Annotated in this window: 27 protein-coding genes; 8 read left to right on the top strand and 19 right to left on the bottom strand. The window is 73.0% G+C overall.

Features of this window, described 5'->3' with window-relative positions:
* Window positions 1-37: 37 nt before the first annotated feature.
* Window positions 38-493, bottom strand: coding sequence for a dUTP diphosphatase (dut, locus tag ASG94_RS00605; protein ID WP_056924519.1), 456 nt, complete (start codon window positions 491-493; stop codon window positions 38-40).
* Window positions 494-552: 59 nt separating this feature from the next.
* Between dut and ASG94_RS00610 the strand changes: the two genes are divergently transcribed.
* The gene (locus ASG94_RS00610; RefSeq protein ID WP_056924520.1) at window positions 553-1,002 is read left to right on the top strand and encodes a DUF3093 domain-containing protein; all 450 of its coding nucleotides are present in this window, start codon (window positions 553-555) and stop codon (window positions 1,000-1,002) included.
* Window positions 1,003-1,011: 9 nt separating this feature from the next.
* Window positions 1,012-1,332, top strand: coding sequence for a DUF4235 domain-containing protein (locus ASG94_RS00615; RefSeq protein WP_056924521.1), 321 nt, complete (start codon window positions 1,012-1,014; stop codon window positions 1,330-1,332).
* Between the two features lie 81 nt (window positions 1,333-1,413).
* Here ASG94_RS00615 and ASG94_RS00620 read toward each other — a convergent pair whose 3' ends face one another.
* The 3 genes from ASG94_RS00620 to ASG94_RS00630 all read right to left on the bottom strand — a co-directional run bounded on the left by ASG94_RS00620 (window position 1,414) and on the right by ASG94_RS00630 (window position 3,816).
* Window positions 1,414-1,704: a DUF4193 domain-containing protein gene (locus ASG94_RS00620; RefSeq protein WP_056924522.1), complete on the bottom strand. Its 291-nt coding sequence runs from the start codon at window positions 1,702-1,704 to the stop codon at window positions 1,414-1,416.
* Window positions 1,705-1,867: 163 nt separating this feature from the next.
* Entirely contained in the window at window positions 1,868-2,722 is an 855-nt protein-coding gene (locus ASG94_RS00625; protein WP_056924523.1) for an inositol monophosphatase family protein, read from the bottom strand.
* Complete coding sequence (locus ASG94_RS00630) at window positions 2,719-3,816, bottom strand: ferrochelatase (RefSeq protein ID WP_056924524.1); 1,098 nt, start codon at window positions 3,814-3,816, stop codon at window positions 2,719-2,721. Before ASG94_RS00630 ends, ASG94_RS00625 begins: the two co-directional genes overlap by 4 nt.
* A gap of 34 nt (window positions 3,817-3,850) precedes the next feature.
* On the opposite strand from ASG94_RS00630, the gene ASG94_RS21530 reads away from it, so the two are divergent.
* Window positions 3,851-5,047 (top strand): MFS transporter, encoded by a 1,197-nt coding sequence (locus tag ASG94_RS21530; protein WP_056924525.1) that lies wholly within the window; start codon window positions 3,851-3,853, stop codon window positions 5,045-5,047.
* 83 nt (window positions 5,048-5,130) lie between these two features.
* On the opposite strand, the gene ASG94_RS00640 is transcribed toward ASG94_RS21530, so the two are convergent.
* Together ASG94_RS00640 and ASG94_RS00645 are read right to left on the bottom strand one after the other, a co-directional pair.
* On the bottom strand, window positions 5,131-5,571 hold the full coding sequence (locus ASG94_RS00640) for a hypothetical protein (protein ID WP_056924526.1): 441 nt from the start codon (window positions 5,569-5,571) through the stop codon (window positions 5,131-5,133).
* 116 nt (window positions 5,572-5,687) lie between these two features.
* Window positions 5,688-7,385: a Mur ligase family protein gene (locus ASG94_RS00645; protein ID WP_056924527.1), complete on the bottom strand. Its 1,698-nt coding sequence runs from the start codon at window positions 7,383-7,385 to the stop codon at window positions 5,688-5,690.
* Window positions 7,386-7,560: 175 nt separating this feature from the next.
* On the opposite strand from ASG94_RS00645, the gene ASG94_RS00650 reads away from it, so the two are divergent.
* Window positions 7,561-8,034 carry a hypothetical protein gene (locus ASG94_RS00650; protein WP_056924528.1) on the top strand — a complete coding sequence of 158 codons (474 nt, stop codon included), beginning with the start codon at window positions 7,561-7,563 and terminating at the stop codon, window positions 8,032-8,034.
* Between the two features lie 61 nt (window positions 8,035-8,095).
* Here ASG94_RS00650 and fabI read toward each other — a convergent pair whose 3' ends face one another.
* The 3 genes from fabI to ASG94_RS00665 are packed head-to-tail and all read right to left on the bottom strand — an operon-like array spanning window position 8,096 to window position 9,859.
* Window positions 8,096-8,866: an enoyl-ACP reductase FabI gene (gene fabI, locus ASG94_RS00655; RefSeq protein WP_056924529.1), complete on the bottom strand. Its 771-nt coding sequence runs from the start codon at window positions 8,864-8,866 to the stop codon at window positions 8,096-8,098.
* 2 nt (window positions 8,867-8,868) lie between these two features.
* The gene (locus ASG94_RS00660) at window positions 8,869-9,594 is read right to left on the bottom strand and encodes a beta-ketoacyl-ACP reductase (RefSeq protein WP_056924530.1); all 726 of its coding nucleotides are present in this window, start codon (window positions 9,592-9,594) and stop codon (window positions 8,869-8,871) included.
* 52 nt (window positions 9,595-9,646) lie between these two features.
* Window positions 9,647-9,859, bottom strand: a complete 213-nt coding sequence (locus ASG94_RS00665) for a dodecin (RefSeq protein WP_056888659.1) — start codon at window positions 9,857-9,859, stop codon at window positions 9,647-9,649.
* Between the two features lie 98 nt (window positions 9,860-9,957).
* On the opposite strand from ASG94_RS00665, the gene ASG94_RS00670 reads away from it, so the two are divergent.
* A complete protein-coding gene (locus ASG94_RS00670) occupies window positions 9,958-10,260 on the top strand; it encodes a DUF3099 domain-containing protein (RefSeq protein ID WP_056926195.1) in 303 nt (100 codons plus the stop codon).
* A 159-nt stretch (window positions 10,261-10,419) separates the two neighbouring features.
* The gene (locus ASG94_RS00675) at window positions 10,420-10,620 is read left to right on the top strand and encodes a hypothetical protein (RefSeq protein ID WP_056924531.1); all 201 of its coding nucleotides are present in this window, start codon (window positions 10,420-10,422) and stop codon (window positions 10,618-10,620) included.
* A gap of 36 nt (window positions 10,621-10,656) precedes the next feature.
* On the opposite strand, the gene moaA is transcribed toward ASG94_RS00675, so the two are convergent.
* Window positions 10,657-11,643, bottom strand: a complete 987-nt coding sequence (moaA, locus tag ASG94_RS00680) for a GTP 3',8-cyclase MoaA (RefSeq protein WP_056924532.1) — start codon at window positions 11,641-11,643, stop codon at window positions 10,657-10,659.
* Between the two features lie 123 nt (window positions 11,644-11,766).
* Here moaA and ASG94_RS21175 point away from each other — a divergent pair, with 123 nt between their 5' ends.
* On the top strand, window positions 11,767-12,672 hold the full coding sequence (locus tag ASG94_RS21175; protein ID WP_082623846.1) for an SURF1 family cytochrome oxidase biogenesis protein: 906 nt from the start codon (window positions 11,767-11,769) through the stop codon (window positions 12,670-12,672).
* Here ASG94_RS21175 and ASG94_RS00685 read toward each other — a convergent pair.
* The 3 genes from ASG94_RS00685 to ASG94_RS00695 all read right to left on the bottom strand — a co-directional run bounded on the left by ASG94_RS00685 (window position 12,558) and on the right by ASG94_RS00695 (window position 16,920).
* Window positions 12,558-13,313 (bottom strand): SDR family oxidoreductase, encoded by a 756-nt coding sequence (locus ASG94_RS00685; RefSeq protein WP_056924533.1) that lies wholly within the window; start codon window positions 13,311-13,313, stop codon window positions 12,558-12,560. The two genes, ASG94_RS21175 and ASG94_RS00685, sit on opposite strands and share 115 nt — an antisense overlap.
* Before the next feature lie 21 nt (window positions 13,314-13,334).
* Window positions 13,335-15,233 carry an ABC transporter ATP-binding protein gene (locus ASG94_RS00690; RefSeq protein WP_056924534.1) on the bottom strand — a complete coding sequence of 633 codons (1,899 nt, stop codon included), beginning with the start codon at window positions 15,231-15,233 and terminating at the stop codon, window positions 13,335-13,337.
* An 88-nt stretch (window positions 15,234-15,321) separates the two neighbouring features.
* Window positions 15,322-16,920, bottom strand: coding sequence for an ABC-F family ATP-binding cassette domain-containing protein (locus tag ASG94_RS00695; protein WP_056924535.1), 1,599 nt, complete (start codon window positions 16,918-16,920; stop codon window positions 15,322-15,324).
* Between the two features lie 116 nt (window positions 16,921-17,036).
* Between ASG94_RS00695 and ypfJ the strand changes: the two genes are divergently transcribed.
* Window positions 17,037-17,975, top strand: coding sequence for a KPN_02809 family neutral zinc metallopeptidase (ypfJ, locus tag ASG94_RS00700; protein WP_056924536.1), 939 nt, complete (start codon window positions 17,037-17,039; stop codon window positions 17,973-17,975).
* Window positions 17,976-18,067: 92 nt separating this feature from the next.
* Here ypfJ and ASG94_RS00705 read toward each other — a convergent pair whose 3' ends face one another.
* Genes ASG94_RS00705 through ASG94_RS00730 form a run of 6 tightly spaced genes read right to left on the bottom strand, consistent with a single transcriptional unit; the run spans window position 18,068 to window position 23,034 of the window.
* Window positions 18,068-18,970, bottom strand: coding sequence for a phosphotransferase (locus tag ASG94_RS00705; protein ID WP_056924537.1), 903 nt, complete (start codon window positions 18,968-18,970; stop codon window positions 18,068-18,070).
* A gap of 10 nt (window positions 18,971-18,980) precedes the next feature.
* Entirely contained in the window at window positions 18,981-20,558 is a 1,578-nt protein-coding gene (locus tag ASG94_RS00710; protein ID WP_056924538.1) for an ABC transporter permease, read from the bottom strand.
* The gene (locus ASG94_RS00715; RefSeq protein WP_056924539.1) at window positions 20,555-21,454 is read right to left on the bottom strand and encodes an ABC transporter ATP-binding protein; all 900 of its coding nucleotides are present in this window, start codon (window positions 21,452-21,454) and stop codon (window positions 20,555-20,557) included. The genes ASG94_RS00710 and ASG94_RS00715 overlap by 4 nt, the downstream gene beginning before the upstream one ends.
* Window positions 21,455-21,495: 41 nt before the next feature.
* Complete coding sequence (locus ASG94_RS00720) at window positions 21,496-22,098, bottom strand: acVLRF1 family peptidyl-tRNA hydrolase (protein WP_056924540.1); 603 nt, start codon at window positions 22,096-22,098, stop codon at window positions 21,496-21,498.
* A gap of 3 nt (window positions 22,099-22,101) precedes the next feature.
* Entirely contained in the window at window positions 22,102-22,647 is a 546-nt protein-coding gene (locus tag ASG94_RS00725) for an NYN domain-containing protein (protein WP_056924541.1), read from the bottom strand.
* A 3-nt stretch (window positions 22,648-22,650) separates the two neighbouring features.
* Window positions 22,651-23,034, bottom strand: coding sequence for a hypothetical protein (locus ASG94_RS00730; protein WP_056924542.1), 384 nt, complete (start codon window positions 23,032-23,034; stop codon window positions 22,651-22,653).
* Window positions 23,035-23,126: the final 92 nt, after the last annotated feature.

Consider the following 23,126-nt stretch of genomic DNA (forward strand, 5'->3'; position numbering starts at 1 on the left):
GCATCGTCGCGGCCCACTGGGGACCGGAGGCCATCGGTCAGGACCGACCGAAGCCTCCTGTAGAACCGTAACCCCCGTCACCGCGCACCGACGCAGGGAGTTCCCCGACCTCGACGAAGCGGGCCCGCTCCACGCGCTGGATGACGAGCTGGGCGATCCGGTCGCCCCGCCGCAGCTCGACCGCGGAGACCGGGTCGTGGTTGATCAGCATGACCTTGACCTCGCCGCGGTAGCCGGCGTCGACGGTGCCCGGCGTGTTGACGATCGAGAGCCCGTGGCGCGCCGCGAGCCCCGAGCGCGGGTGCACCAGCGCGACGTACCCCTCGGGGAGGGCGATGCCGATGCCGGTCGGCACCAGCGCCCGCTCCCCCGGCGCCAGGGACACGTCGACGGTGGTGCGCAGGTCCGCCCCGGCGTCGCCGGGATGGGCGTACGACGGCGGTGGCAGGTCGGTGTCGAGACGCACGATCGCGACCTCGAGGTCGGTGGTCATCGGTTGGTCGGGCACGGGCGGTGAATCTACCCGCCGGGTCGCCGCCTAGGCTCTGCGGCGTGGAGTACGCGGAACGACTGGGCGTCCCGCTGCGCTGGTGGGTGCAGGGGACCATGCTGGTGGCCACGCTGTGGCTGGCCGTGGTGGTCGCGACCCCGCCTGCCGTGGCGTGGGTGGTCACCACCGTCGCGCTCGCCGGGCTGGCCTTGGCCTTCGTGTCCTACGGCTCCGCGCGGGTGACCGTGTCCGAGGGCCGCCTGCACGCCGGCAAGGCGCGCATCGGCCTCGAGCACGTCGGCGAGGTCACCACCCTCGACGCCGAGGCGATGCGCCGCCAGGCCGGTCAGGACGCCGACGCGCGGGCCTACCTGCTGCTGCGCCCCTACCTCAAGCGTGGGGTCAGGGTGGAGATCACCGACCCCGCCGACCCCGCGCCGTACTGGCTGATCAGCTCGCGCCGTCCCGACCGGCTCGCGGCGGCGCTCATGGGAACCCGCTCCGCTGGGTAGGGTGCCGACATGGCATCCAGCAACAGCAAGGTCTGGTCGGTCTTCTCCCTCGCAGCGGCCCTCGGCGCCGCCGCCGTGGCCAAGAAGGGGCTCAACACGACGTGGCGGGCCGCGACCGGCAAGAACCCGCCGGCCAACCCGGCCGACCCCGACGTCGACGTGTGGGAGGCGGTGGCGTGGGCCGCGGTGAGCGGCACGCTCATCGCGATCGCCCGCATGCTGGCCACCCGCCGGGCGGCCAACTACTACGCGAGGTCCACCGGCCACCTGCCCCCCGGCCTCCAGAAGGACGGCCAGGACGCCGACAAGGCCGACGCCCCCACCACCTGACCGGCGCCCCACTCCGGACGCACGAAAGGCCGCGGACCCCCGAGGGGTCCGCGGCCTTCGACGTGTGTGGTGCTGCCGGACTCAGATGCAGTCGCGGCAGATGAGCTTCTTCTCGTCCGCCAGCTGCGAACGGTGGTGGACCAGGAAGCAGCTCATGCAGGTGAACTCGTCCTCCTGCCGAGGCATCACCTCGACGGCGAGCTCCTCGTGCGACAGGTCGGCACCGGGCAGCTCGAAGGACTCGGCCGCCTCGGCCTCGTCCTCGTCGACCTTGCCCGAGTTCTTGTCGTGGCGCCGCGCCTTGAGCTCCTCGATGCTCTCTTCGCTCTGGTCCTCTTCGGTCTTGCGTGGCGCGTCGTAGTCAGTAGCCATTGCTCCCTCTCCCATGCCGAGCGATCCACGTCAGTCTGCGCAAAATTGGATCGTTCATCCTCTTCGTCGCGGGGTGGATTGTGCACCATGACCGCCGCATGCGCCACGCCGGTCCGGACGTGTCGCGGCAACGCCACCCGGGGCGCGCGTATTCCCCGTCTCCTCAGCCGTCGGAGGCCACGAAGCCCGCGGACCTCAGGGCCGCGACGAACTCCTGCCAGCCCTCGGCCGGCGCGGCCGCGACCACCGAACGCTCGGGCCAGTCGGGATCGGCATCCAGCCGCGCCCGGACGGGGGCCAGGTGGTCGCTCATCCGGCCCGGCAGGCGGGCGAACACGGCTCCGGCCTCGGATGCCACCAGGGATCCCGCGGCCCAGTCCCAGCGCGCCGGGCCCTCCTCGACGTACGCGTCCGCACTGCCGTCGGCCACGTGGCACAGGTCCAGGGAGCAGGAGCCCATGCGACGAACGTCACGCACGCGGGGCAGCAGCGCGGCGACCGAGGCGGCCTGGTGCGCGCGGATCTCCGCGCGGTAGCCGAAACCGGTGAGGACCAGTCGCTCGGCCAGCGGAGGCGTCGCCCGGACCGAGATGGGTACGCCGTCGCGGGTGGCGCCGCGGCCCACCGCGGCGGCGTACTCCACGCCGGTCGGGATGGTGACGACCACGCCGGCGACGACCTGCTCGTCGACCTCGGCGGCCACCGAGACCGCGCAGTCGGGCAGCCCGTAGAGGTAGTTGACGGTCCCGTCGATCGGGTCGACGACCCATCGGACGCCGCTGGTGCCGGTGTGGTCGTCGCCCTCCTCCCCCAGGATCGAGTCGTCGGGCCGCACCTCGAGCAGGCGTCGGCGCACGAGCGCCTCGACGGCCCGGTCGGCCGCGGTCACGACGTCGACGGCGCTGGACTTGGTGTCGGCGACGTCGATGCCCTCCGCCCGCATCCGACGGGCCAGGTCGGCCCCCTCGCGCGCCACCGCCGAGGCGAGGTCCCTCAGTGCGACCGGGTCGTGGGTCACGCGTCCGCCCCGCAGAGGGCGGGGCGCTCGCCGCGGGGGTTGGGGCAGCAGCCGACGGCGCACACCTCGCGCCACGCAGGCTGGTCCCCCACGGTGCTCCGGGCGACCTCCTCGCCCCGCTCGACGGCGGCCCGCTCGACCAGGAGGTCGCGCACCATCGCCACGAAGCGCGGGTCGATGCCGGGGGTGGCTGCACGGACCGCCTCGAGGCCGAGCTTCTCCGCGGTGGCCATGGCCTCGGTGTCGAGGTCGTAGATGACCTCCATGTGGTCGGAGACGAACCCGACCGGGATCATCACCGCGGCCGTGGCGCCGCGCCTGGCCATCGCGGCCAGGTGGTCGTTGACGTCCGGCTCCAGCCACGGGATGCGCGGCGAGCCGGAGCGGGAGCAGTAGACGAGCTCGTGCTTGTGGCGGCGGCCGGTCTCCTGGCGGACCCGGGCGGTGACCTCCTCCGCCACCGCCAGGTGCTGGCGGACGTAGGCGTTGCCGCCCTCCAGGGGCGGACCGCTGGTCTCGGCCATCGCGGTCGGGATCGAGTGCGTGACGAACACGAGCTCCGCGCCCTCCCGCACGGCGTCGGGCAGGTCGGCCATCGCCGCGAGGGTCGCGTCAACGACGGGCTCCACGAAGCCAGGGTGGTTGTAGTACTGCCGCAGCCGGTCCAGGCGGGGCGCGCCCTCGACCTCGGCCACGGCGTCGGCGAGGTTCTCGCGGTACTGCCGGCACGAGGAGTACGAGGAGTACGCCGAGGTGGTGATCACGGCCGCCCGACGGATGCCGTCGTCGCGCATCTCGCGCAGCGCGTCGGCGAGGTACGGGTCCCAGTTGCGGTTGCCCCAGTAGACGGGCAGGTCGATGCCGCTGCCGGCCAGGTCCTCGCGGATCGCGGCGAGGAGGGCCCGGTTCTGGTCGTTGATCGGGCTGCGACCGCCGAAGAGGAAGTAGTGCTCCCCCACCTCCTCCAGGCGCTCGCGCGGGATGCCCCGCCCGCGGGTGACGTTCTCGAGGAAGGGCACGACGTCGTCCGGCTTCTCGGGTCCACCGAAGGACAGGAGCAGGAGGGCGTCGTACGGCGACACGTCGGGATTCATGGCGCCAGCCTACGGAGGCCTAGCATCCGAGGCGATGCTCGACTCCTACCGCCGCGTGCTCTCCCGGCCCGGTGCGCTGCGCTTCAGCTCCGCCGGCCTGCTGGCGCGCCTGCCCATCTCGATGGTGACGCTGGGAGTGGTGCTGCTCGTCGAGGACCGAACCGGGTCCTACGGCCTGGCCGGGACCGTCTCCGGGGTCGTCGTGCTCGGCGAGGCGGCCTGCGCCGTCCTGCACGGCCGGCTGGTCGACCAGTACGGCCAGGGTCGGGTGCTGCCGATCGCGATCACCGGCTTCGCGGTGTCCATGACGCTGCTGGTCACCGCGGTGGGCAGCGACTGGGCGATGCCGCTGGTCTACCTCTTCGCCGCGCTGACCGGGGCTCTCCTCCCCCAGGTCGGCGCGTGCGTGCGGACCCGGTGGTCGCACCTGCTCGACCAGCCGCGCGACGTGCAGACGGCGTACGCCCTCGAGTCGGTCCTCGACGAGGTGGCCTTCGTCGTCGGGCCGGTGCTGGCGACGATGCTGGCCGTGCTGTGGCACCCGGTGGCGGGGCTGGTGGTCGCCACCGCCGCCGGGCTGGTCGGGACCTACGCCTTCGCCGCCCAGCGCGCCACCGAGCCGCCCTCGGGCCGGCACCGCGACGGTGCCTTGCGGCTGCCGATGCCGTGGCGCACCGTGCTGCCCCTCGGCCTGGTCTGCCTGTCCCTGGGAGCGTTGTTCGGCTCCGCCGAGGTCACGACCGTCGCGTTCGCCGAGGAGACCGGGGCGCGGGCCGTGTCCGGGTGGCTGCTGGCCACCTGGGCCCTGGGGAGCATGCTGGCCGGCATCGTGACGGGGGCCGTGGTCTGGAGGCGCGGCCCGGCCGTCCGGGTCCGTTGGGGGTCCTTCGCGATGATGCTGGCGATGGTGCCGCCCGTGCTGGTCGAGGGCTTCCCGCTCATGTTCCTGGCCCTCCTGGTGGGCGGCTGCTCGATCGCGCCGACCCTGATCGCCACCATGTCGCTCACCGAGCAGACGGTCCCCCACGGCCGCCTGACCGAGGGCATGGCCGTCCTGCACACCGGCCTGATGGCCGGCGTGGCCCCCGGCGCCGCGGCTGCGGGGTTCGTCGTCGACCACCACGGCGCCTCCGCGGCCTACCTGGTCGCCGTCGCCGCCGGGCTGGTCGCGGTCGTGGGCGCCCAGGGGACCCGCACGCGTTCGGTCGCCGCCGCGCCCCTCACCCGCTGACCGGGCACTTCCTGGCACGTGGATCGCGCCGACCGGGCGCTTCCTGGCACGTGGATCGGGCCGACCGGGCGCTTCCTGGCAGGTCAGGACGAGGAGGGAATGCTGGGGGCTCCGCACTCGGTGTACGCGTAGTAGAGGAAGGCAGCGAGGTCGTCGCGGTCCTGCCCGGTGCGGTTGTCAGCGACGGTCTGGTCGGACCAGTAGTCCCTTCCCGCCGCACCGACGCTCGCGGTCATGTCGATGAAGACCTCGACGCCGTGCTGCGCGGCCGTGCCGTCCAGTCCTGCCGGCACGCCACCGTCCTCGATGTTGTCGGTGGCCTTGCGCACGGTGTCGTCATCGTCAGCCGTCATCGCCTGGTCCACCCACCCGCAGAACGACTCCTTGTCCGCGCCGGTCGGGAGACCTCGGGGGGTGAGGAGCCACCCAACTGCACCGACCACCGCAAGCACGACCGCAAGCCCTCCCAGGACGAGCGGGAGGCGGCTGCGGCCGCGGTGCGGCGAGGACTGGGTGGTCGGCACGCTCGACAAGTTAGCCGCGGACCAGGCGCGGGGGACGTCTTCGCAGCATTCGTGGCTGCCGGTACAGACAGGCTGGTGCACACGCGGGCCGGGCGGCCGGTGTGGCCGGGGCGTCCTCACGCCGAGGCGGCGCGCACCTTCGCGGCGAGGTCCTCCGGCGAGTCGGGGGTGCCCCCGTGCGCGGCGATCCAGTCGTAGGCCTCCTGGCGCTCGGCGTGGCACATGAGCCCGACGACGTCGCCCGGTCGGGCCCGGGCGACCAGGGCGGCCAGGCACGCGACCTCCGTGTCGTAGGTCTCGATGTCCTCCACCCCGACCCGGGCCGCACCGGCGCGGAGCAGGGCGTCGATCTCGTCCATGGTGCGCCCGCGCAGGTAGTGCTCCTTGTGGCCGATCGCCACCACGTCGCTGCCCTTGGCGCCGATCTCCCCGAGCGCGTCGATGAGCTCGTCCGTCCGGTCCCCCACCGCGCCGAGGCCGAGCAGCAGCCGCGCGCCCGGGCGTCGTACGCCGCTCATGATCTCGAGAAGGGCCTCCAGCCCGGCCTCGTTGTGGGCGAGGTCCATCACCACCGAGACCCCGTCACCGTCCACGGGCAGGGTGAAGAAGTTCATCCGGCCGGGGTTGTGCTCGGCGTCCGGCAGGAAGGACGTCAGCCCCTCGACCACCGCCGTGGCGGGCAGGCCGATGGCCAGGGCCGCCGACGCGGCGGCCAGCGTGTTCTCGACGTTGAAGCGCGACAGGCCGGCGAGGGTCATGGGTACGTCGACGAGCTCGACCAGCGGCTCGGGGTCGCTCCCGGGCCGCAGCACCGTGACCCAGCCGTCGATGACGGTGGTCGCCCGGCCACCGTGGCCGACGACCTCGCGGATCGCGGGAGAGTCGGGGTCGCGGGAGAAGACCCACGGCCTGGCCCTGGTCACCGCGCGCATCGCGAGCACCCGGGGGTCGTCGGCGTTGAGGATCGCCCAACCGTCCTTGCGGGTGATCTGCGGGACGACGGACTTCACCTCAGCGAGCTGGTCGACGGTGTCGATCCCCTGGAGGCCGAGGTGGTCCGCGGTCACGTTGGTGACCACCGACACGTCGTTGTGGCGCAGGCCGATGCCCTTGAGCAGGATCCCGCCGCGAGCCGTCTCGGTCACTGCCAGCTGGACCTGCGGGTGGGCCAGCACCCGCCCGGCGCCGCTGGGACCGGAGTAGTCCCCCGCCTCGACGAGCTCGCCGTCGATGTAGATGCCGTCCGTGTTGGACCACCCGGTGAGCAGCCCGTGGGTGCGGGCGATGTGGGCGATCATCCGGCTCGTGGTCGTCTTGCCGTTGGTGCCGGTCACGGCGACGACGGGGACGCGCGGGGTCAGCGTCGTGGGGCCGTCACCGGCCTCCGCCGCGGCCACCGAGTCCGCGGCCGCGCTGACCGCGGCCTCCAGGTCGGGGGTCGGCAGCGCGTCCAACGCGTCGGCCACGGCCCGGCCGAGCGACTCGGCCCGGCCCCGGTGCCGCCACGGGAAGGCCACCACGAGGCGGTCCGGGTCGCTGGTCGGACGCACCCGCACCGCCAGCCGCGTCGTACCGGACTCGGCGGCGATCGCGCGCACCAACCGCTCGACGGCCCGCATGGAGAAGCGCTGGCGGAAGCCGCTGCCCGGCGCGCCCGGACGGGTGCTGCGCAGACCGATCCGGCGCGCGAAGCGCAGCGCCGTCTCCTCCGACGCCTCCGCGATCGTCGTGACGTCGAGGGTCAGCTTGATGGCGGCGCGGGGGAAGTAGAGGTTGGGGCCCTCCAGGACCCTGAGCTCGACGAGAGAGTTCACCCGCGCACGCTACCGAAGCCGGCGGCGCGACCCGATGTCCGCACATACCCAGATTCGGAGATGTGCCGGGTGTCGTCCGGACGGATGCTGCAGGAGCAGGCCCCAGGTCGGGGCCGTGGCCGCTCGGGGGACGTCCGTCGTCTCGCGCCCACCGGAATCCGAAGGGACTGCACACATGAGGAAGATCTTCGTCGCGGTGGCCATGGTGCTGGCCGCCCTTGCGACGTTCGGCGCCACACCCGCCGCCCAGGCCACCAACATCGGCTACGAGGGCTGCACGCCCGGCTACTGGAAGAACCACACCGACAACTGGCAGGAGATGACGCCCGACCAGCTCTACGGCGCCACCTTCGTGGACGCCCGGGCCAACGTCGCCGGGCTCACCTTCCTCGGGGCGCTGTCGGCGCGGGGAGGACCCGGGGCCGACGGGGCCGCCGAGATCCTGGCCCGCGCCTCGGCCGCGGCGTTCCTCAACGCCGCACACGAGGGCGTCGGCTACCCGTGGCGTCGCTACCTCGCGGGCAAGGACGGTCGTCCGCCGCTCGTCGAGGCGGTCGACGCGGCGTACGCCAGCGGCGACCGCGCCACAATGCTGGCCCTGGCCAGCCGGCTCGACGCCGACAACAACCTGGGCTGCACGCTCAGCTGATCACGGCCACGGGTGGCGCTCCGGCTCGACCGGGCGCCACCCGTGCGCGCGTGTGGTGGGGTCAGAGCCCCATCGCGTGGAAACCGCCGTCGACGTGCACGATCTCCCCGGTCGTCGCCGGGAAGAAGTCGCTGAGCAGCGCGCACACGGCCTGGGCGGTGGGGACCTGGTCGGTCTCGTCCCAGCCGAGCGGGGCGCGGTCCTTCCACGACGACTCCAGGGCCTCGAAGCCGGGGATCGCCTTGGCCGCGAGCGTCTTGAGCGGGCCGGCGGACACGAGGTTGCAGCGGATGCCCTCGGGACCGAGGTCGCGGGCGACGTAGCGCGAGGTGTTCTCCAGCGCCGCCTTGGCGACGCCCATCCAGTCGTACGCCGGCCAGGCCGACGTCGCGTCGAAGGTCAGCCCGACGATGGAGCCGCCGCGCGACATGAGCGGGCGGGTGGCGACGGCGAGCGACTTGAGCGAGTACGCCGAGACCTGCACCGCCTGGGCGACGTCCTCCCAGGGGCCCTCCATGAACTTGCCACCCAGCAGGGTCTCGGGGTTGCCGTAGGCGATCGAGTGGACGACGCCGTCGAGGCCGTCCACGTGCTCGTGCACCTGGTCGGCGAGCCCGGCGAGGTGCTCCTCGTCGGTCACGTCGAGCTCGAGCACCGGCGGCTCCACCGGGAGCCGCTTGGCGATCCGCCGGGTGATGCCCAGCGCCCGCCCGAAGTTGGAGATGAGCACCGTGGCGCCCTGCTCCTGGGCCACCTTGGCCGTGGCGAAGCCGATGGAGGAGTCCATCGTCACGCCGGCCACGAGGATCCGCTTGCCGTCGAGAAGTCCCATTGTCAGTGCCCCATTCCGAGTCCGCCGTCAACAGGGATGACGGCTCCAGTCACGTAGGCGGCGCCGTCCGACGCCAACCAGGTCACGGCCGAGGCGACCTCGGTCGTGGCGGCGTAGCGCCCCAGGGGGACCTGCGCCTTGATCATCTGCTTCTGCTCGTCGGTGAGCACGTCGGTCATGTCGGTCTCGACGAAGCCGGGCGAGACCACGTTGGCCGTGATCGAGCGCGATCCCAGCTCCCGCGCCAGCGAGCGGGCCATGCCGACGAGGCCCGCCTTGGAGGCGGCGTAGTTGACCTGGCCGGCCGAGCCGAGCAGCCCGACGACCGAGGAGATGAAGATGATCCGGCCACGACGCAGCCGCAGCATGCCCTTCGCGGCCCGCTTGGCCAGCCGGAAGGACCCGGTGAGGTTGGTGTCGATGACGCTGGACCAGTCGTCCTCCGACATCCGCAGCACCAGCGTGTCGGCCGTGATCCCCGCGTTGGCGACCAGCACCTCCACGGGGCCGTGGGCCTCCTCGACGGTCTTGAAGGCCGCCTCGACCGCGTCGGGGTCGGTGATGTCGCAGCGGACGTCGAGCGCCCCCTCGGGCGCACCCCCGCTGCGGGTCGTCACGGCGACCTTGTCGCCCTGGGCGATGAAGGCCTCGGCGATGGCGCGGCCGATGCCGCGGTTGCCGCCCGTCACCAGGACGGAACGGGGCTCGGGCCGGATGTCGTCACTCATGCTGCTCGACGCTAGTGATTACCCCGCGGTACACGAAAAGACCTCGCCGCGATCACTCGTCCTCGAGACGGAAGCCGACCTTCATGCCGACCTGGACGTGCTCGACCTGGCCGTCCTTGGCCTGGCCGCGGATCTGGGTGACCTCGAACCAGTCGATGTGGCGCAGCGTCTTGCCGGCACGCTCGATGCCGTTGCGGATGGCCTGGTCGACGCCGTCGGGTGAGGTGCCGACGATCTCGGTGACGCGGTAGGTGCGGTTGGACACGGGTCCTCCTGGAGTGGGTGCTGCGTGGGCTCGGGCAGTGCTCCGGAGCCTAGCGAGGACGGGCGGGGCGTTGGGCCACCCGACGTACAGTGAAGGTCATGGCCCGCCGTGAGGATCCGAGCGTTCCCGTGCGCATCACCACCGCGGCGACGAGCCACCACGCGGACATCGCCGCACGTCAGAAGCGCTACGTCATCTCCATGACGATCCGCACCCTGTGCTTCGTCGGCGCGGTCGCCGTCGGACCCGGCTGGCTGCGCTGGGTGCTGGTCGCCGGGGCGGTGCTCCTGCCCTACGTGGCGGTCGTCATGGCCAACCCCGAGTCGCGCAAGGACGACAGCTTCGAGCTGCGTGGTTCGCAGACCACGCGCGAGCTTCCGCCGTCCGCCACTCGCCGGTAACCGGTTGTTGGTTTTGCCGATGCGTCGTGCAAGAATCAACTTCGCCACCCAGCATCCCCCGTCTGAGGTGGCACCAGCGGTGCCGGACGGCTTCCCCCGTGGCTGTCCGGCACCGCCTCCATTTCCGGGGTGCATTCGCGTGCGAGAGGGTGGTCGAGGTTGAGCGAGGAGCTCCCCGACACCTGCTCCGCCAAGGGCTGCACGGCACCCGCGACCTGGGCGCTGCTGTGGAACAACCCCAAGATCCACACGCCGGAGCGGCGCAAGACGTGGCTGGCGTGCGACGAGCACCGCACCACCCTGGGTGACTTCCTGGGGGCGCGCGGCTTCCTCAAGGACGTCGTCCCCCACCCCGCCTGACGGGGACAGCGCGGGCGGTGCGCCCGCCGGTGGCTGCTACCCGCCGATGGCGGACATGGGACGGTCCGGCTGGAGGAAGCTCGGGTCGTTGATGCCGTGCCCCGGGAGCTTGCCGGCCATCGCGACGACCCAGCGATCGGCGAGCTCCTCGTCGGTGGCGCCGGCGCGCATCGCCGTACGCAGGTCGGACTCGTCGCGGGCGAAGAGGCAGTTGCGCACCTGCCCGTCCGCGGTCAGCCGGACCCGGTCGCAGTCGCCGCAGAAGGGGCGGGTGACCGAGGCGATGATGCCCACCGTCGCCGGCCCGCCGTCCACGTCGAACAGCTCCGCCGGGGCACTCCCCCGCGGCTCACCGTGGGGGGTCAGTTCGAACTCGGCGCTCAGCGCGGCGTAGATCTCGTCGGCCGTGATCATCTCCGCGCGGCTCCAGCCGTGCTGGGCGTCGAGCGGCATCTGCTCGATGAAGCGCAGGTCGTAGCCGCGCTCGATCGCCCAGGCCAGCAGCTCGGGCGCCTGGTCGTCGTTGAGCCCGCGCAGCAGGACCGCGTTGAGCTTGAGCGGGCCCAGGCCGGCGGCCCGGGCGGCCTCCAGCCCGGCGATGACGTCGTCGAGCCGGTCGCGGCGGGTGACCTCGTGGAAGGTCTCGCGCCGCACGCTGTCGAGGCTCACGTTGATCCGGTCGAGGCCGGCGTCGCGGAGCGCCTGCGCGTTGCGCTGCAGGCCGAGGGCGTTGGTGGTGAGCGACGTCTCGACGCCGAGGTCGTGGGTGCGGCGCACGATGTCGACCAGGCCGCGGCGCACCAGCGGCTCGCCGCCGGTGAAGCGGACCTCCTGCACGCCGAGGCGGCGTACCCCGATGGTGACCAGCCGGACGACCTCGTCGTCGGTGAGCGTCTGGTCGTCGGGCAGCCAGTCGAGGCCCTCGGCCGGCATGCAGTAGGAGCAGCGCAGGTTGCAGCGGTCGGTCAGGGAGACGCGCAGGTCGGTCGCGACACGACCGTAGGCGTCCGCGAGGGGCAGCATCCGGGTCGTCACCTGCCCAGTCTAGGTGGTGGGGGGTCCGGCACCGCCGTGCTCGGACGCAGGCACCGCCTTTCGGGCGGCCTCGGCGACCCCGCGTGCGGGGGCGCCGGATAGCCTCGGGCCGTGCGTCGGTTCCGCTTCCTGCTCAGCAGACGCTGGGTGCTCTTCCTGCTGACCGTCCTCGCGCTCGCGTGGGTGGCCTGGCGCCTCGGCGAGTGGCAGTTCCACCGGCTGGACGACCGCAAGGACCGCAACTCCGTCATCCAGCGCAACGAGACGCAGGAGCCGGTGCCCGTCACCGACGTGATGGGCGTCGACCGCCCGCTCACCTCCGACGAGGAGTGGACGCAGGTCACCGCGACCGGCACGTACGACGCCGACTCCACCGTCGTCGTCCGCTACCGCACCCGCGACGGCGCCTCGGGGGTGGACGTGGTCGTGCCGCTGGTCCTCGCCGACGGCACCAGCCTGCTGGTCGACCGCGGCTGGTTCGCCACCGACAACCGCGGGACGACCCCCCAGGACGTCCCGGCTCCCCCATCCGGCGAGGTGGACGTCGAGGGCTGGGTCCGCCTCGACGCCACGGGCGACAGCACCGAGGTGACCGACCGCTCCACGCGCGCGATCAGCAGCGCCGAGATCGGCCGCGCGATCGACCAGGACGTGCTGACCGGCTTCGTCGACATCCGCTCGGAGTCCCCCGAGGCCGACCAGGCGCTCGCCCCCGCCGAGCTGCCCGAGCTCGACAACGGACCGCACTTCTTCTACGGCCTCCAGTGGTGGTTCTTCGGCCTGCTGGCGCTCTTCGGCTTCGGCTACCTCGTGTACGACGAGGCCCGCGGCGGCCGCGGACCGGTGCGTGGATCGCGGCGGAGCCCCGCCCCCGACGGCCGCGGATCGCAGCCCGGGGACGCTCAGAGCGAGCGCAGCATCCCGCCGTCGACCGGCAGCATGACGCCGGTGACGAACGACGCCGCCGGCGACAGCAGGAAGGCCGCGGCCCGGCCGAACTCCTCCGGCTCGCCGTAGCGGCGCAGCGGGATGGTCGCCTCGGCGGCCTCCCGGGCCCGGTCGGGGTCACCCGAGAGCGCGTCGAGCTCGGCGACGCGGTCCGTCGCCACCCGCCCCGGCAGCAGGCCGTTGACCCGCACGCCCCGGGGGCCCAGCTCGTCGGCGAGGGTCTTGGCGACCATCGCCAGCCCGGGCCGCAGCCCGTTGGAGATGGCCATGTCGGCCAGCGGCGCCCGCACGCTGGAGCTCAGCACCAGGGCCAGCGACCCGCCGTGGTCCAGGACGGAGCCGATCTCCCGGGCCAGCCGGACGGCGCCGAGGAAGACCGAGCCGAAGGAGGTGGTCCACTGCTCGTCGGTCATGTCCGCGACCGGGCCCTTGGGCGGCCCCCCGACCGAGATCAGGGCGCCGTCGAGGCGGCCCCAACGCTCGTGGGCGGCGGCGATCAGCCGGGCCGGGGTGCCCGGGTCGGCGTTGTCGGCCTCGACCGTGGTCGCCGCGTCGCCGAGGTCGCCGGCGGCAGCCCCCAGGGCCTCGGCCGACCGCCCCGAGAGGACGACCCGCGCCCCCTCGGCGACCAGGCAGTCGGCGGTGGCGCGGCCGAGGCCGCGCGCTCCCCCGGTGACGACGAAGACGCGATCGGTGAGCGACAGGTCCATGCCCCGAACCCTAGGGGCCGCTCACGCCTCGGCGGGCGCCACGTCGTCCTGGAACTGCGTGGCGTAGAGCAGGGCGTAGAGACCGCCCTCGGCGAGCAGCGAGGTGTGGGTGCCGGACTGCACGACCCGGCCGTCCTCCATCACCAGGATCTGGTCGGCGTTGCGCACCGTGGAGAGCCGGTGGGCGATGACCAGCGAGGTGCGCTCCTCCAGGGCCGCGTCGAGGGCGCGCTGGACGGCGGCCTCCGACTCGCTGTCGAGGTGCGCTGTGGCCTCGTCGAGCACCACGATCGCCGGCGACTTGAGCAGCAGCCGCGCGATGGCCAGCCGCTGTCGCTCGCCGCCGGAGAGCCGGTAGCCGCGGTCGCCGACGACGGTGTCGAGGCCGTCGGGCAGACCGCGGACGAGGGCACCCACCTGAGCCGCCTCGAGGGCCGCCCAGATCTCCTCGTCCCCGGCGCCCGGACGGGCGTAGACGAGGTTGGCACGGATCGTGTCGTGGAACATGTGCGCGTCCTGGGTGACGTAGCCGACCGCGTCCTCCAGCGAGTCCAGGGTGACGTCCCGGACGTCCTGGCCGCCGACGCGGACGGTGCCGGACGTGGCGTCGTACAGGCGGGCGACGAGGTGGGTGACCGTCGTCTTGCCGGCCCCGGACGGACCGACCAGCGCCACCATCTGCCCGGGCTCGGCGACGAAGGAGATGCCGCTGAGGACCTCGCCGTTGTCCCGGGACTCGAGCCGGGCGACGTTCTCCAGCGACGCCAGCGAGACCTCGTCGGCGCCGGGGTAGGTGAACGACACGTCGTCGAACTCCAGGCGCGACGCCGTGCGGGGCAGCACCAGGGCGTCGGGCTTCTCCGCGACCAGCGACGGCAGGTCGAGCACCTCGAAGACGCGCTCGAAGCTGACCAGCGCCGTCATAACGTCGATGCGCACGTTGGACAGCCCCTGGAGCGGCCCGAGCAGCCGCAGGAGCAGCGTGGCGAGGGCGAAGAGGGTGCCGACCGTGAGCGCGTCGCGCAGCGCCAGGTGGCCGCCGACGCCGTAGACCAGCGCCGTGGCGAGCGCCGGGACGAGCATCATCGCGGCACCGAAGATGCGGGTGATGAGCGAGATGCGCACGCCGAGGTCGCGGACCACGCCGGCCTTCTGCGCGAAGACGGCGTCCTCCTCGTCGCGGCGGCCGAAGAGCTTGAGCAGCATGGCCCCGCCGACGTTGAAGCGCTCGGTCATGGCGTTGCCGAGGTCGGCGTTGCCGTCCATCTGGTTGCGGGTCAGGCCGGCCAGCTTCGTGCCCACCACGCGCGAGGTGATCAGCAGGATCGGGAACAGCAGCAGGCACAGCAGGGTGACCTGCCAGCTGAGGGCCAGCATCGCGATGCCGACCACGACCACCGAGATCGAGTTGGAGACGGTGCTCGACAGGGTCGAGGTGAAGGCCCGCTGGGCGCCGATCACGTCGTTGTTGAGCCGCGAGACCAGCGCGCCGGTCTGGGTGCGGGTGAAGAACGCCAGGCTCTGGCGCTGCACGTGGCCGAAGACCTGGGTGCGGAGGTCGAAGATGAGGCCCTCGCCGATCCGGGAGGAGAACCAGCCGCCGAGCACCGCAAGTCCCGCGCTGACCACCGCGACCCCGGCCATGGCCAGGGCCAGCAGGGTGACCAGGGTGCCGTTCTGCCCCGTGATGCCGTCGTCGACGAGACGCTGCACCAGCAGCGGGTTGACCACCACGAGGCACGCGTCGACGACGGTGAGCAGCAGGAACACCGCGATCAGCCGCCGGTGCGGGCGCGCGAACGACAGCACGCGGCGTACGGTCTCGCGGCTCACGCCTCGCGGCACCTCCGACCGGTCCGTGCGCATGTGCCGGAAGACCGCACCTCGTCCGGCGCCACCGGCGCCACCCATCATCGACATGTGACCTCCTCAGGTCCTGCTACGTCACGTCCCGATCGGGAGGCTAGGACTTCATGTCCACATGAGGACAAGTCGGCGGTGCTCCTGCTCAGGCGAGCGAGACGAGGTCGAGGTAGCCCTCGTTCCACAGGTCCTCGTCCCCGTCGGGGAGCAGCAGGACACGGTCGGGCTCGAGGGCCCGCACGGCCCCCTCGTCGTGGGTGACGAGGATGATCGCTCCCTCGTAGGAACGGATCGCGGCCAGCACTTCTTCCCGCGACGCCGGGTCGAGGTTGTTGGTGGGCTCGTCGAGCAGCAGCACGTTGGCGCTGGAGACGACCAGGGCGGCCAGGGCCAGCCGGGTCTTCTCGCCGCCGGAGAGCACGGCCGCGGACTTGTGCGCGTCATCGCCGGAGAAGAGGAAGGAGCCCAGCACGCTGCGCGCCTCGCTGTCGGTGAGCTGGGGTGCCGCCGACTGCATGTTCTCCAGGACCGTGCGACCGGTGTCGAGGGTCTCGTGCTCCTGGGCGTAGTAGCCGACCTTGAGGCCGTGGCCGGGCAGCACCCGACCGGTGTCGGCCTCGTCCACGCCGGCCAGGATCCGCAGCATCGTGGTCTTGCCGGCGCCGTTGAGGCCCAGGATCACCACGCGCGAGCCGCGGTCGATGGCCAGGTCGACGTCGGTGAAGACCTCGAGCGAGCCGTAGGACTTCGACAGCTCCTCGGCGGTGATCGGGGTCTTGCCGCAAGCGGCCGGGGCGGGGAACTTGATCCGCGCCACCTTGTCGGAGGCACGCTCGCCCTCGAGGCCCGCCATCATCTTCTCGGCCCGCTTGAGCATCGACTGCGCGGCGGTGGCCTTGGAGGCCTTGGCGCGCATCTTGTTGGCCTGGTCGGTGAGGGTCTTGGCCTTGGTCTCGGCGTTGGCCCGCTCGCGCTTGCGGCGACGCTCGTCGGTCTCGCGCTGGGTGAGGTAGTTCTTCCAACCCATGTTGTAGACGTCGATGACGCCGCGGTTGGCGTCGAGGTGCATGACCTTGTTGACCGTCGCCTCGAGCAGGGCGTTGTCGTGGCTGATCACGATGAGGCCGCCGCGGTGGGAGGCCAGGAAGCCGCGCAGCCAGACGATCGAGTCGGCGTCGAGGTGGTTGGTGGGCTCGTCGAGGAGCAGCGTCTCGGCGCCGGAGAACAGGATGCGGGCGAGCTCGACGCGTCGGCGCTGGCCGCCGGACAGCGTCTTCAGCGGCTGGTCGAGCAGCCGGGTCTCGATGCCGAGGCTGCTGGCGATCTGAGCGGCCTCGGACTCCGCGGCGTAACCGCCCCCGGCGTGCAGCTCGGCGTCGGCCCGCGTCCAGCGCTTCATGCCGCGCTCGTGGACCGCGGGGTCCTCGGAGGCCATCTCGACCTCGGCGTCGCGCAGGCGGCGTACGACGTCGTCGAGACCTCGGGCGGACAGGATCCGCTCGCGGGCCAGGACCTCGGGGTTGCCGATGCGCGGGTCCTGCGGCAGGTAGCCGATCTCGCCCTTCGACAGGACGGTCCCGGAGGCCGGCTGGGCCTCGCCGGCGAGGATCTTGGTGAGGGTGGTCTTGCCGGCGCCGTTGCGGCCGACGAGGCCGACCTTGTCGCCTGCCGCGATGCGGAAGGAGACGTTCTCCATGAGGAGGCGAGCGCCCGCGCGGACCTCGAGCTGCTGGGCGGTGATCATCGCTGCCCAGTCTACGGAGATCCGACCCACCCTTTGGAATCGGCGCTGACGCACGATCGGCCGCGGGCGCGTTAGCCTGCCCCCCGACCACCCTGCTCCGTCGAAAGGCGCTCCTCATGCGGTTCAACCCGAAGGCTGACATCAGCGGGGGTCGCGTCGGCGATGCCGGCCGTGGCGGCGGCGGTGGCGGGGGCGGCGGCCCCATGCGGATCCCGATGCCCGGCGGCACCAAGGCGGGCGGCGGCATCGGCGGCATCCTGGTGATCATCCTGTTCCTCGTGCTGACCCAGTGCATGGGCGGCGGCGGCAGCACCGGCACCGGGATCGACCCGTCCGGCCAGGGCGGCAACCCCTCGGGCCTCGACGAGGACAGCGACCGCTACGCCAACTGCAAGACCGGCGCCGACGCCAACGACGACGTCGACTGCGCCCGCAAGGCGGTGGCCTACTCCCTCGAGCAGTACTGGGCGAAGACCCTGCCCGAGCAGGGCGGGACCGAGTTCACGCCGGCCCAGATCATCACCTTCAGCGGCGGCGTCGGCACCGGGTGCGGCCAGGCCACCTCCCAGGTCGGCCCGTTCTACTGCCCGGCCGACCAGCAGGTCTACCTCGACACCACGTTCTTCTCCGACGTGCTCGAGGGCCAGCTCGGCGGCCAGGGCGGCGACTTCGTCGAGCCCTACGTCCTCGGCCACGAGTACGGCCACCACATCCAGAACCTCCTCGGCACGATGGGCCGGGTCCGCACCCAGCAGGGACCCGAGTCCGACGCGGTGCGGCTCGAGCTGCAGGCCGACTGCTACGCCGGCATGTGGACTCGCGACGCCAGCGACGGTGACGGCATCCTCGCCGACCTCGACGAGGGCGACATCAACGAGGCCATCGACTCGGCCAAGACCGTCGGCGACGACCGCATCCAGCAGAAGTCGGGCCAGCGCGTCGACCCCGAGGGCTGGACCCACGGGTCGTCGGAGCAGCGCGTGCGCTGGTTCACCACGGGCTACGAGCAGGGCACGCTGCAGGCCTGCGACACGTTCGCGGCCGACCAGCTCTGAGCCTCATCTCGGCGTAGTCCGTGACGATCGGACCCCGGACCGCCCGGTTCGAGGGTCCGATCGTCACGGACTACCCAGCCGCCGGCCCGGTCTCAGCCGAGCAGGGCCTCGATCTGGGTCACCTGGCGCTGCATCGCGACGATGTACGGCGCGACGGCGGGGTGGCGGAACTTGCCGGCGAGCGCGCCCTCCCCGTCGGCGACCCGGCTCAGCGCCCAGTCGACGCGGGTGAGCGCGGTGTAGACGGCCGTCACCTGGGCTCCGAGCGCGGCCTGCTCCCGGGTCGCGAGCCCCGCGGGGAGGCCCTCGACGTAGGCGTCCAGCAGCGGCTCGAAGCCCTCGCGCGACGAGAGGGACAGGTAGCCGAGGTCGGCGCCCACCGGGCCGGTGCCCAGGTGCGACCAGTCGATGGCGACGGCGTCGTCGCCGGCGCGCACCGGCACGTTGGCCGCCACCGGGTCCCCGTGCTGGGCGACGCGCGGCAGCTCGTCGCAGCGCCCGAGCCACGACTCGCGACGGCTCCAGAGGTGCTCGGCGATGTCGGCGGTCGGTGTGCGCGCCAGGGTGCGCCACCCGCCGCGCCGCTCCACGAGCGCCAGCCGGGTGCGCAGCTGTCCGCTGGCCAGCCAGGGCTCGCCGCCGAGGTCCGCACCCGCGAAGCGGCCGAGGCTGTGGGCGATGAACAGGCCGGTGGGCGCCTCGCCCACCACCCGCTCGTGCACGACCGTCACGCCGTCGTCGTCCTCCTCGATGCGCACGACCACCGCCTCCCGCAGTCCGGGCGTGCGGCGTACGACGCCCGCGAGCGCCACGTCGGCGGCCCGGCGCCAGTAGTTGGCGTCGCGGGGATCGGACAGGCCGGGCGGGTCGGGCGGCTCCGGGGCGGCCAGCCGCTTGACCACGACCTCGCGACCGTCCTCGACCGCGGACCACACCCCGAACGTGGACGGGCCGGCGCCCGGGAGGCGCTGCCAACCGGGCTCGGGCTGCCACATGGCGAGGACGCTAGCGGACCTCGACGTCGCGGCGCGTGAACGCCGCGACCCCGGCCCCGCCCAGCACGGCGGCGAGCGCCGTGAGAGCGAGGAAGGGGGCCCACCGGAAGTCCTCGGCCGGCACCAGCGCCAGGTGGTGGAACGGGGACAACCCCTGCAGCCGCTCGGGGATGGAGAGGAGCTCGCCGAACATCAGCACCACGACCGCATACCCGAGCACCAGCCAGGCCAGGCCGGCCAGGCGCGGCGCCAGCCCGAAGAGCAGGCTGGCCACGGCGGCTGTCGCCAGCACCGGCGCGACGTACGGCACGGTGGCGACGGTGAGGTCGACCACCGCGGCGTCGTCCCCGGTCACCAGGGCGTAGCCGGAGCCGAGCCCGAGCCCGGCGGCCAGCACGACGACGACGGAGCCCGCCACCGTGACCGCCATGGAGGCCAGGAGCCACCGGGTCCGGGACAGGCCGGTCGCGAGCAGCACCTCGACGCGCCCCACGTCCTCGTCGCCGCGCGGGCGCAGGGCGCTGCTGACGGCGAAGCCGCACGACATCAGCGCCAGCAGCACGATGGCCGTGGCGTAGAAGCCGTCCACCAGGTCGCCCGCGCCGCGGGCGAACATGTCGCGGCTGAGCTCGCTGTCGCCGATCAGGTCGCCCACGTCCGAGCCCATGGACCCGTAGGCCAGCCCCATCAGCCACATCCCGATCGCCCAGCCGATGACGGAGCCCCGCTGGAGGCGCGTGGCCAGGCCGAGGCCGCGGGTCAGCGCGGCGGACGCGCGGGCCGGTCCGGGACGCGTCGGCAGCACCCCGGCGCCGAAGTCACGGCGCGCGAAGACCCACAGGGCCGCGGCGAGGGCCAGCACGGCCGCGGCGAGCAGCGGCAGCATCGGCCACCACCGCAGCCCTGAGAACGCGTACATCCCCTGGTACCAGCCGATCGGCGAGATCCAGGTGAGGAACGGGGTGCCCACGTCACCGATGGCGCGCAGCACGTAGGCGACGGCGAGCACGGCGCCCGCCAGCCCGTACGCCGCGCGGGCGCCGCCGGTCAGCTGGGCCGCGAGGAGCGCGGTGCCCGTGAACACGGCGCCCACCGCGGCGAGGCCGACGCCGAGGGCGACCGAGTCGGCCACCGCGAGCGGCACGGAGACGAGGCTGGCCGCCACGAGGGCGCCGGCCAGCACGTTGGCGACGAGCGCCACCAGCACGGCGGCCACCGTCGGCGCCGCGCGCCCGATGGCGGCCGCGCGCAGCAGCTCGTCGCGCCCCGACTCCTCCTCGGCCCGCGTGTGCCGCACGACGAGGAACATCGACATGAGGCCCACCACGATCGCCCCGAAGGCCGTCGCCTGCCAGGTCACCTGTCCCCCGACGGTGTTGAGCGCGCGTGCCGGGCCGGCCATCGAGATGAGTGCGGCGTTGCCCTCCATGCTGGCCGCCGCCGCGTCGAACTCGGCCTGCGTGGCGTAGAGGCCCTTCACGCTCACGGCCTGTGACCAGTAGAGCACCGTCGTGCCCAGCGACCACCACGTCAGCATCCAGCGGTCCCGCCACAGGAAGTGGCGCAGCAGGGTCCAGGTCCCGGTCACGGGGGCGGCTTCGTGTGGTCGCCGTAGTGGCGCAGGAACAGCTCCTCCAACGTCGGGGGCGTCGCCGTCAGGGACGCCACACCCGCCTCCTGGATGATCCCCAGCGCCTCCCCGAGCCGGGCGGTGTCGACCTCGAAGAAGACCCGGTGACCGTCGATCTCCAGGTCGTGCACACCGGACAGCCCGTCGAGACCGGCCAGGGGGCGCACCGTCTCGGCCGCCACGGAGGTGCGCGTGAGGTGCCGCAGCTCGCTCAGGGTGCCGGTCTCGACCCGGCGCCCGGCCCTGATGATGCTCACCCGGTCGCACAGCCTCTCGACCTCGGCCAGGATGTGGCTGGAGAGCAGCACCGTGCGCCCGCTGTCGCGGAAGTGGTCGACGCACTCCTGGAAGACCGACTCCATGAGCGGGTCCAGCCCGCTCGTCGGCTCGTCGAGGACGAGGAGCTCGACGTCACTGGCCAGGGCGGCCACCAGGGCGACCTTCTGCCGGTTCCCCTTCGAGTAGGCGCGCCCCTTCTTGGTCGGGTCGAGCTCGAAGCGCTCGAGCAGCTCGGCCCTCCGACGCTCGTCCAGGCCTCCCCGGAGCCGGCCGAGCAGGTCGATGACCTCGCCTCCGGTCAGGGAGGGCCACAGGTTGACCTCGCCCGGGACGTAGGCCAGCCGGCGGTGCAGGTCCGCCGCGTGGGCCCACGGGTCGCTGCCGAACAGCCGCACCTCACCGCCGTCCTTGCGCAGCATGCCGAGCAGCACCCGGATGGTGGTGGACTTGCCCGAGCCGTTGGGTCCCAGGAAGCCGTGGATCTCGCCCTGCGCGACGTCGAGGTCCAGGCCGTCCAGGGCACGCACGTGCCCGAACGTCTTGACCAGGCCGGAGATCTCGATGGGATCAGCCACGGGACCGATGCTACGGCCCGCGGGGCCGGCGCCGCGGTCGATCAGGCGTTGGTGACGTCGACGCCGAGCGACTGTCCGTCCGCGACCGCCTGGTCGAGCACCGCGCGGCGCGGGTCCGGCACGGCGAGCCACGGCTCGACGACCCGCAGCCCGGTCAGCCGGACGTCGCCGAGCACCTCCTCGACGGCGGTGCGGTCTCCCCCGGTCACCACCGGCCCGGGACGCAGGATGCGGGCCGCGTGCTCGGCGGCCGCCTCGTAGGCCTGCCGGGCCTGGTTGTCGCGCCGGCGCGCGAAGCGCTGCTGGCTTTGCCCGCCGGCCTTGGTCCGGCCCTGGACGTGGCGCTGGCCGATCTTGTGCTCGACCATCCGCGGCCCCTCGAGGCGGGCCACGGCGAAGCCGCCCTTGCGCACCAGCAGCACCCCCCACCGGTCCGGAGGAGTCGCCGCGGCGAGCAGGCCCGCGACGTCGGGGACGCCGTCGTACGACGCCGCGAGCGGCAGCCGGGCGACGAACGACGAGCCGTCGTCGGCCTCCCCGCGCAGCGCTCCGCCCACGACGGCGTACGAGGTCGGGCCGTGCCGGGCCACGAAGTTGTCGACCCAGCGCTCGAGGCGCGCGGGCGGGACCAGGACGAGGGGCACGGCTCAGAGGAAGTCGAGCGGGTCGAACTGGTCGATGGGGATGACGCGCACCCGCGGGAGCGCGGAGGTGAAGGCGCCGACGTCGTGCTCGAGGTCGATGATCCGCAGGCCGGGCAGCCCGCGGAAGGACCCGTTGACGAACTCGTTGAAGCCGACGACCCCGACCTGCCGGCTGCCGTCGCACAGCCGCGACACCTGGTCGACGAAGTCACCGTCGTGGCTGACCAGGACGACGTCGGCGTCGCGCTCGACCAGCGCCTCGGCCGTGCGCTGGATGGCGATGTCGACGACCTTGCCCGGCCCGCTGAGCGGGACCGGCTTGAAGCCGATCGCGATCAGGGCCTGGACGAAGGTGGTGGGCAGCTCCGAGCCGACGGCGAGGAAGAAGAGGCCGGTGACGTCCTGGTCGAAGGCGCGCTCGGTCCACTCCAGGAGCCGGTCCCAGCGGGGTCGCTCCTCGGGTCGCGGGCGACGTCCGAGGATCGAGTTGCCGAGGGTCGCGTCGATGTTCTCGCCGTCGACGAGGAGGTACGTCGTGCGCCCGGCCACGGGTCAGGCGCCCTGGTAGACGACGCGGAAGCTCTCGCGCACCTCGCCGTCGACGACCTCAACGGCCGTGACCTCGACGAGCGCCCGTGGCCGGCCCTCGCCGTCGCACAGGATCGAGAGCACGCCCTCCTCCGGCAGCACGCCGGCGTGGTCGGCGAGCGGGGCGGTGGTCGTGCCCTCCTCGTCGGCCAGCGCCGCCGTGACGAACGCCTCGGCCTCGGCCGGGTCGGCGCCGTAGGACCAGGCCGGCGGCGGGACCGACTCGAGCGGCGTGGGCCCGAAGTACGACGGTGCGGCGTTGAGCTTGGCGTGCATGCGCGCGACGTCCCAGAAGGCGCGGACCTCCGGGTGGTCCGGCTCGGCCAGGGTCGCGTCGGCGTCACTCATGCCCGAACCCTAGCCGCAGCCATGGGGCACGGGTTTCGACCCGCCCGTCGCGACCTCGCGTGCTCGGCCGCGGGGCTCGCTCAACCGCTTCG

It is taken from the genome of Nocardioides sp. Soil805 (assembly GCF_001429625.1).
In the GTDB taxonomy this organism is placed as follows: Bacteria; Actinomycetota; Actinomycetes; order Propionibacteriales; family Nocardioidaceae; genus Nocardioides.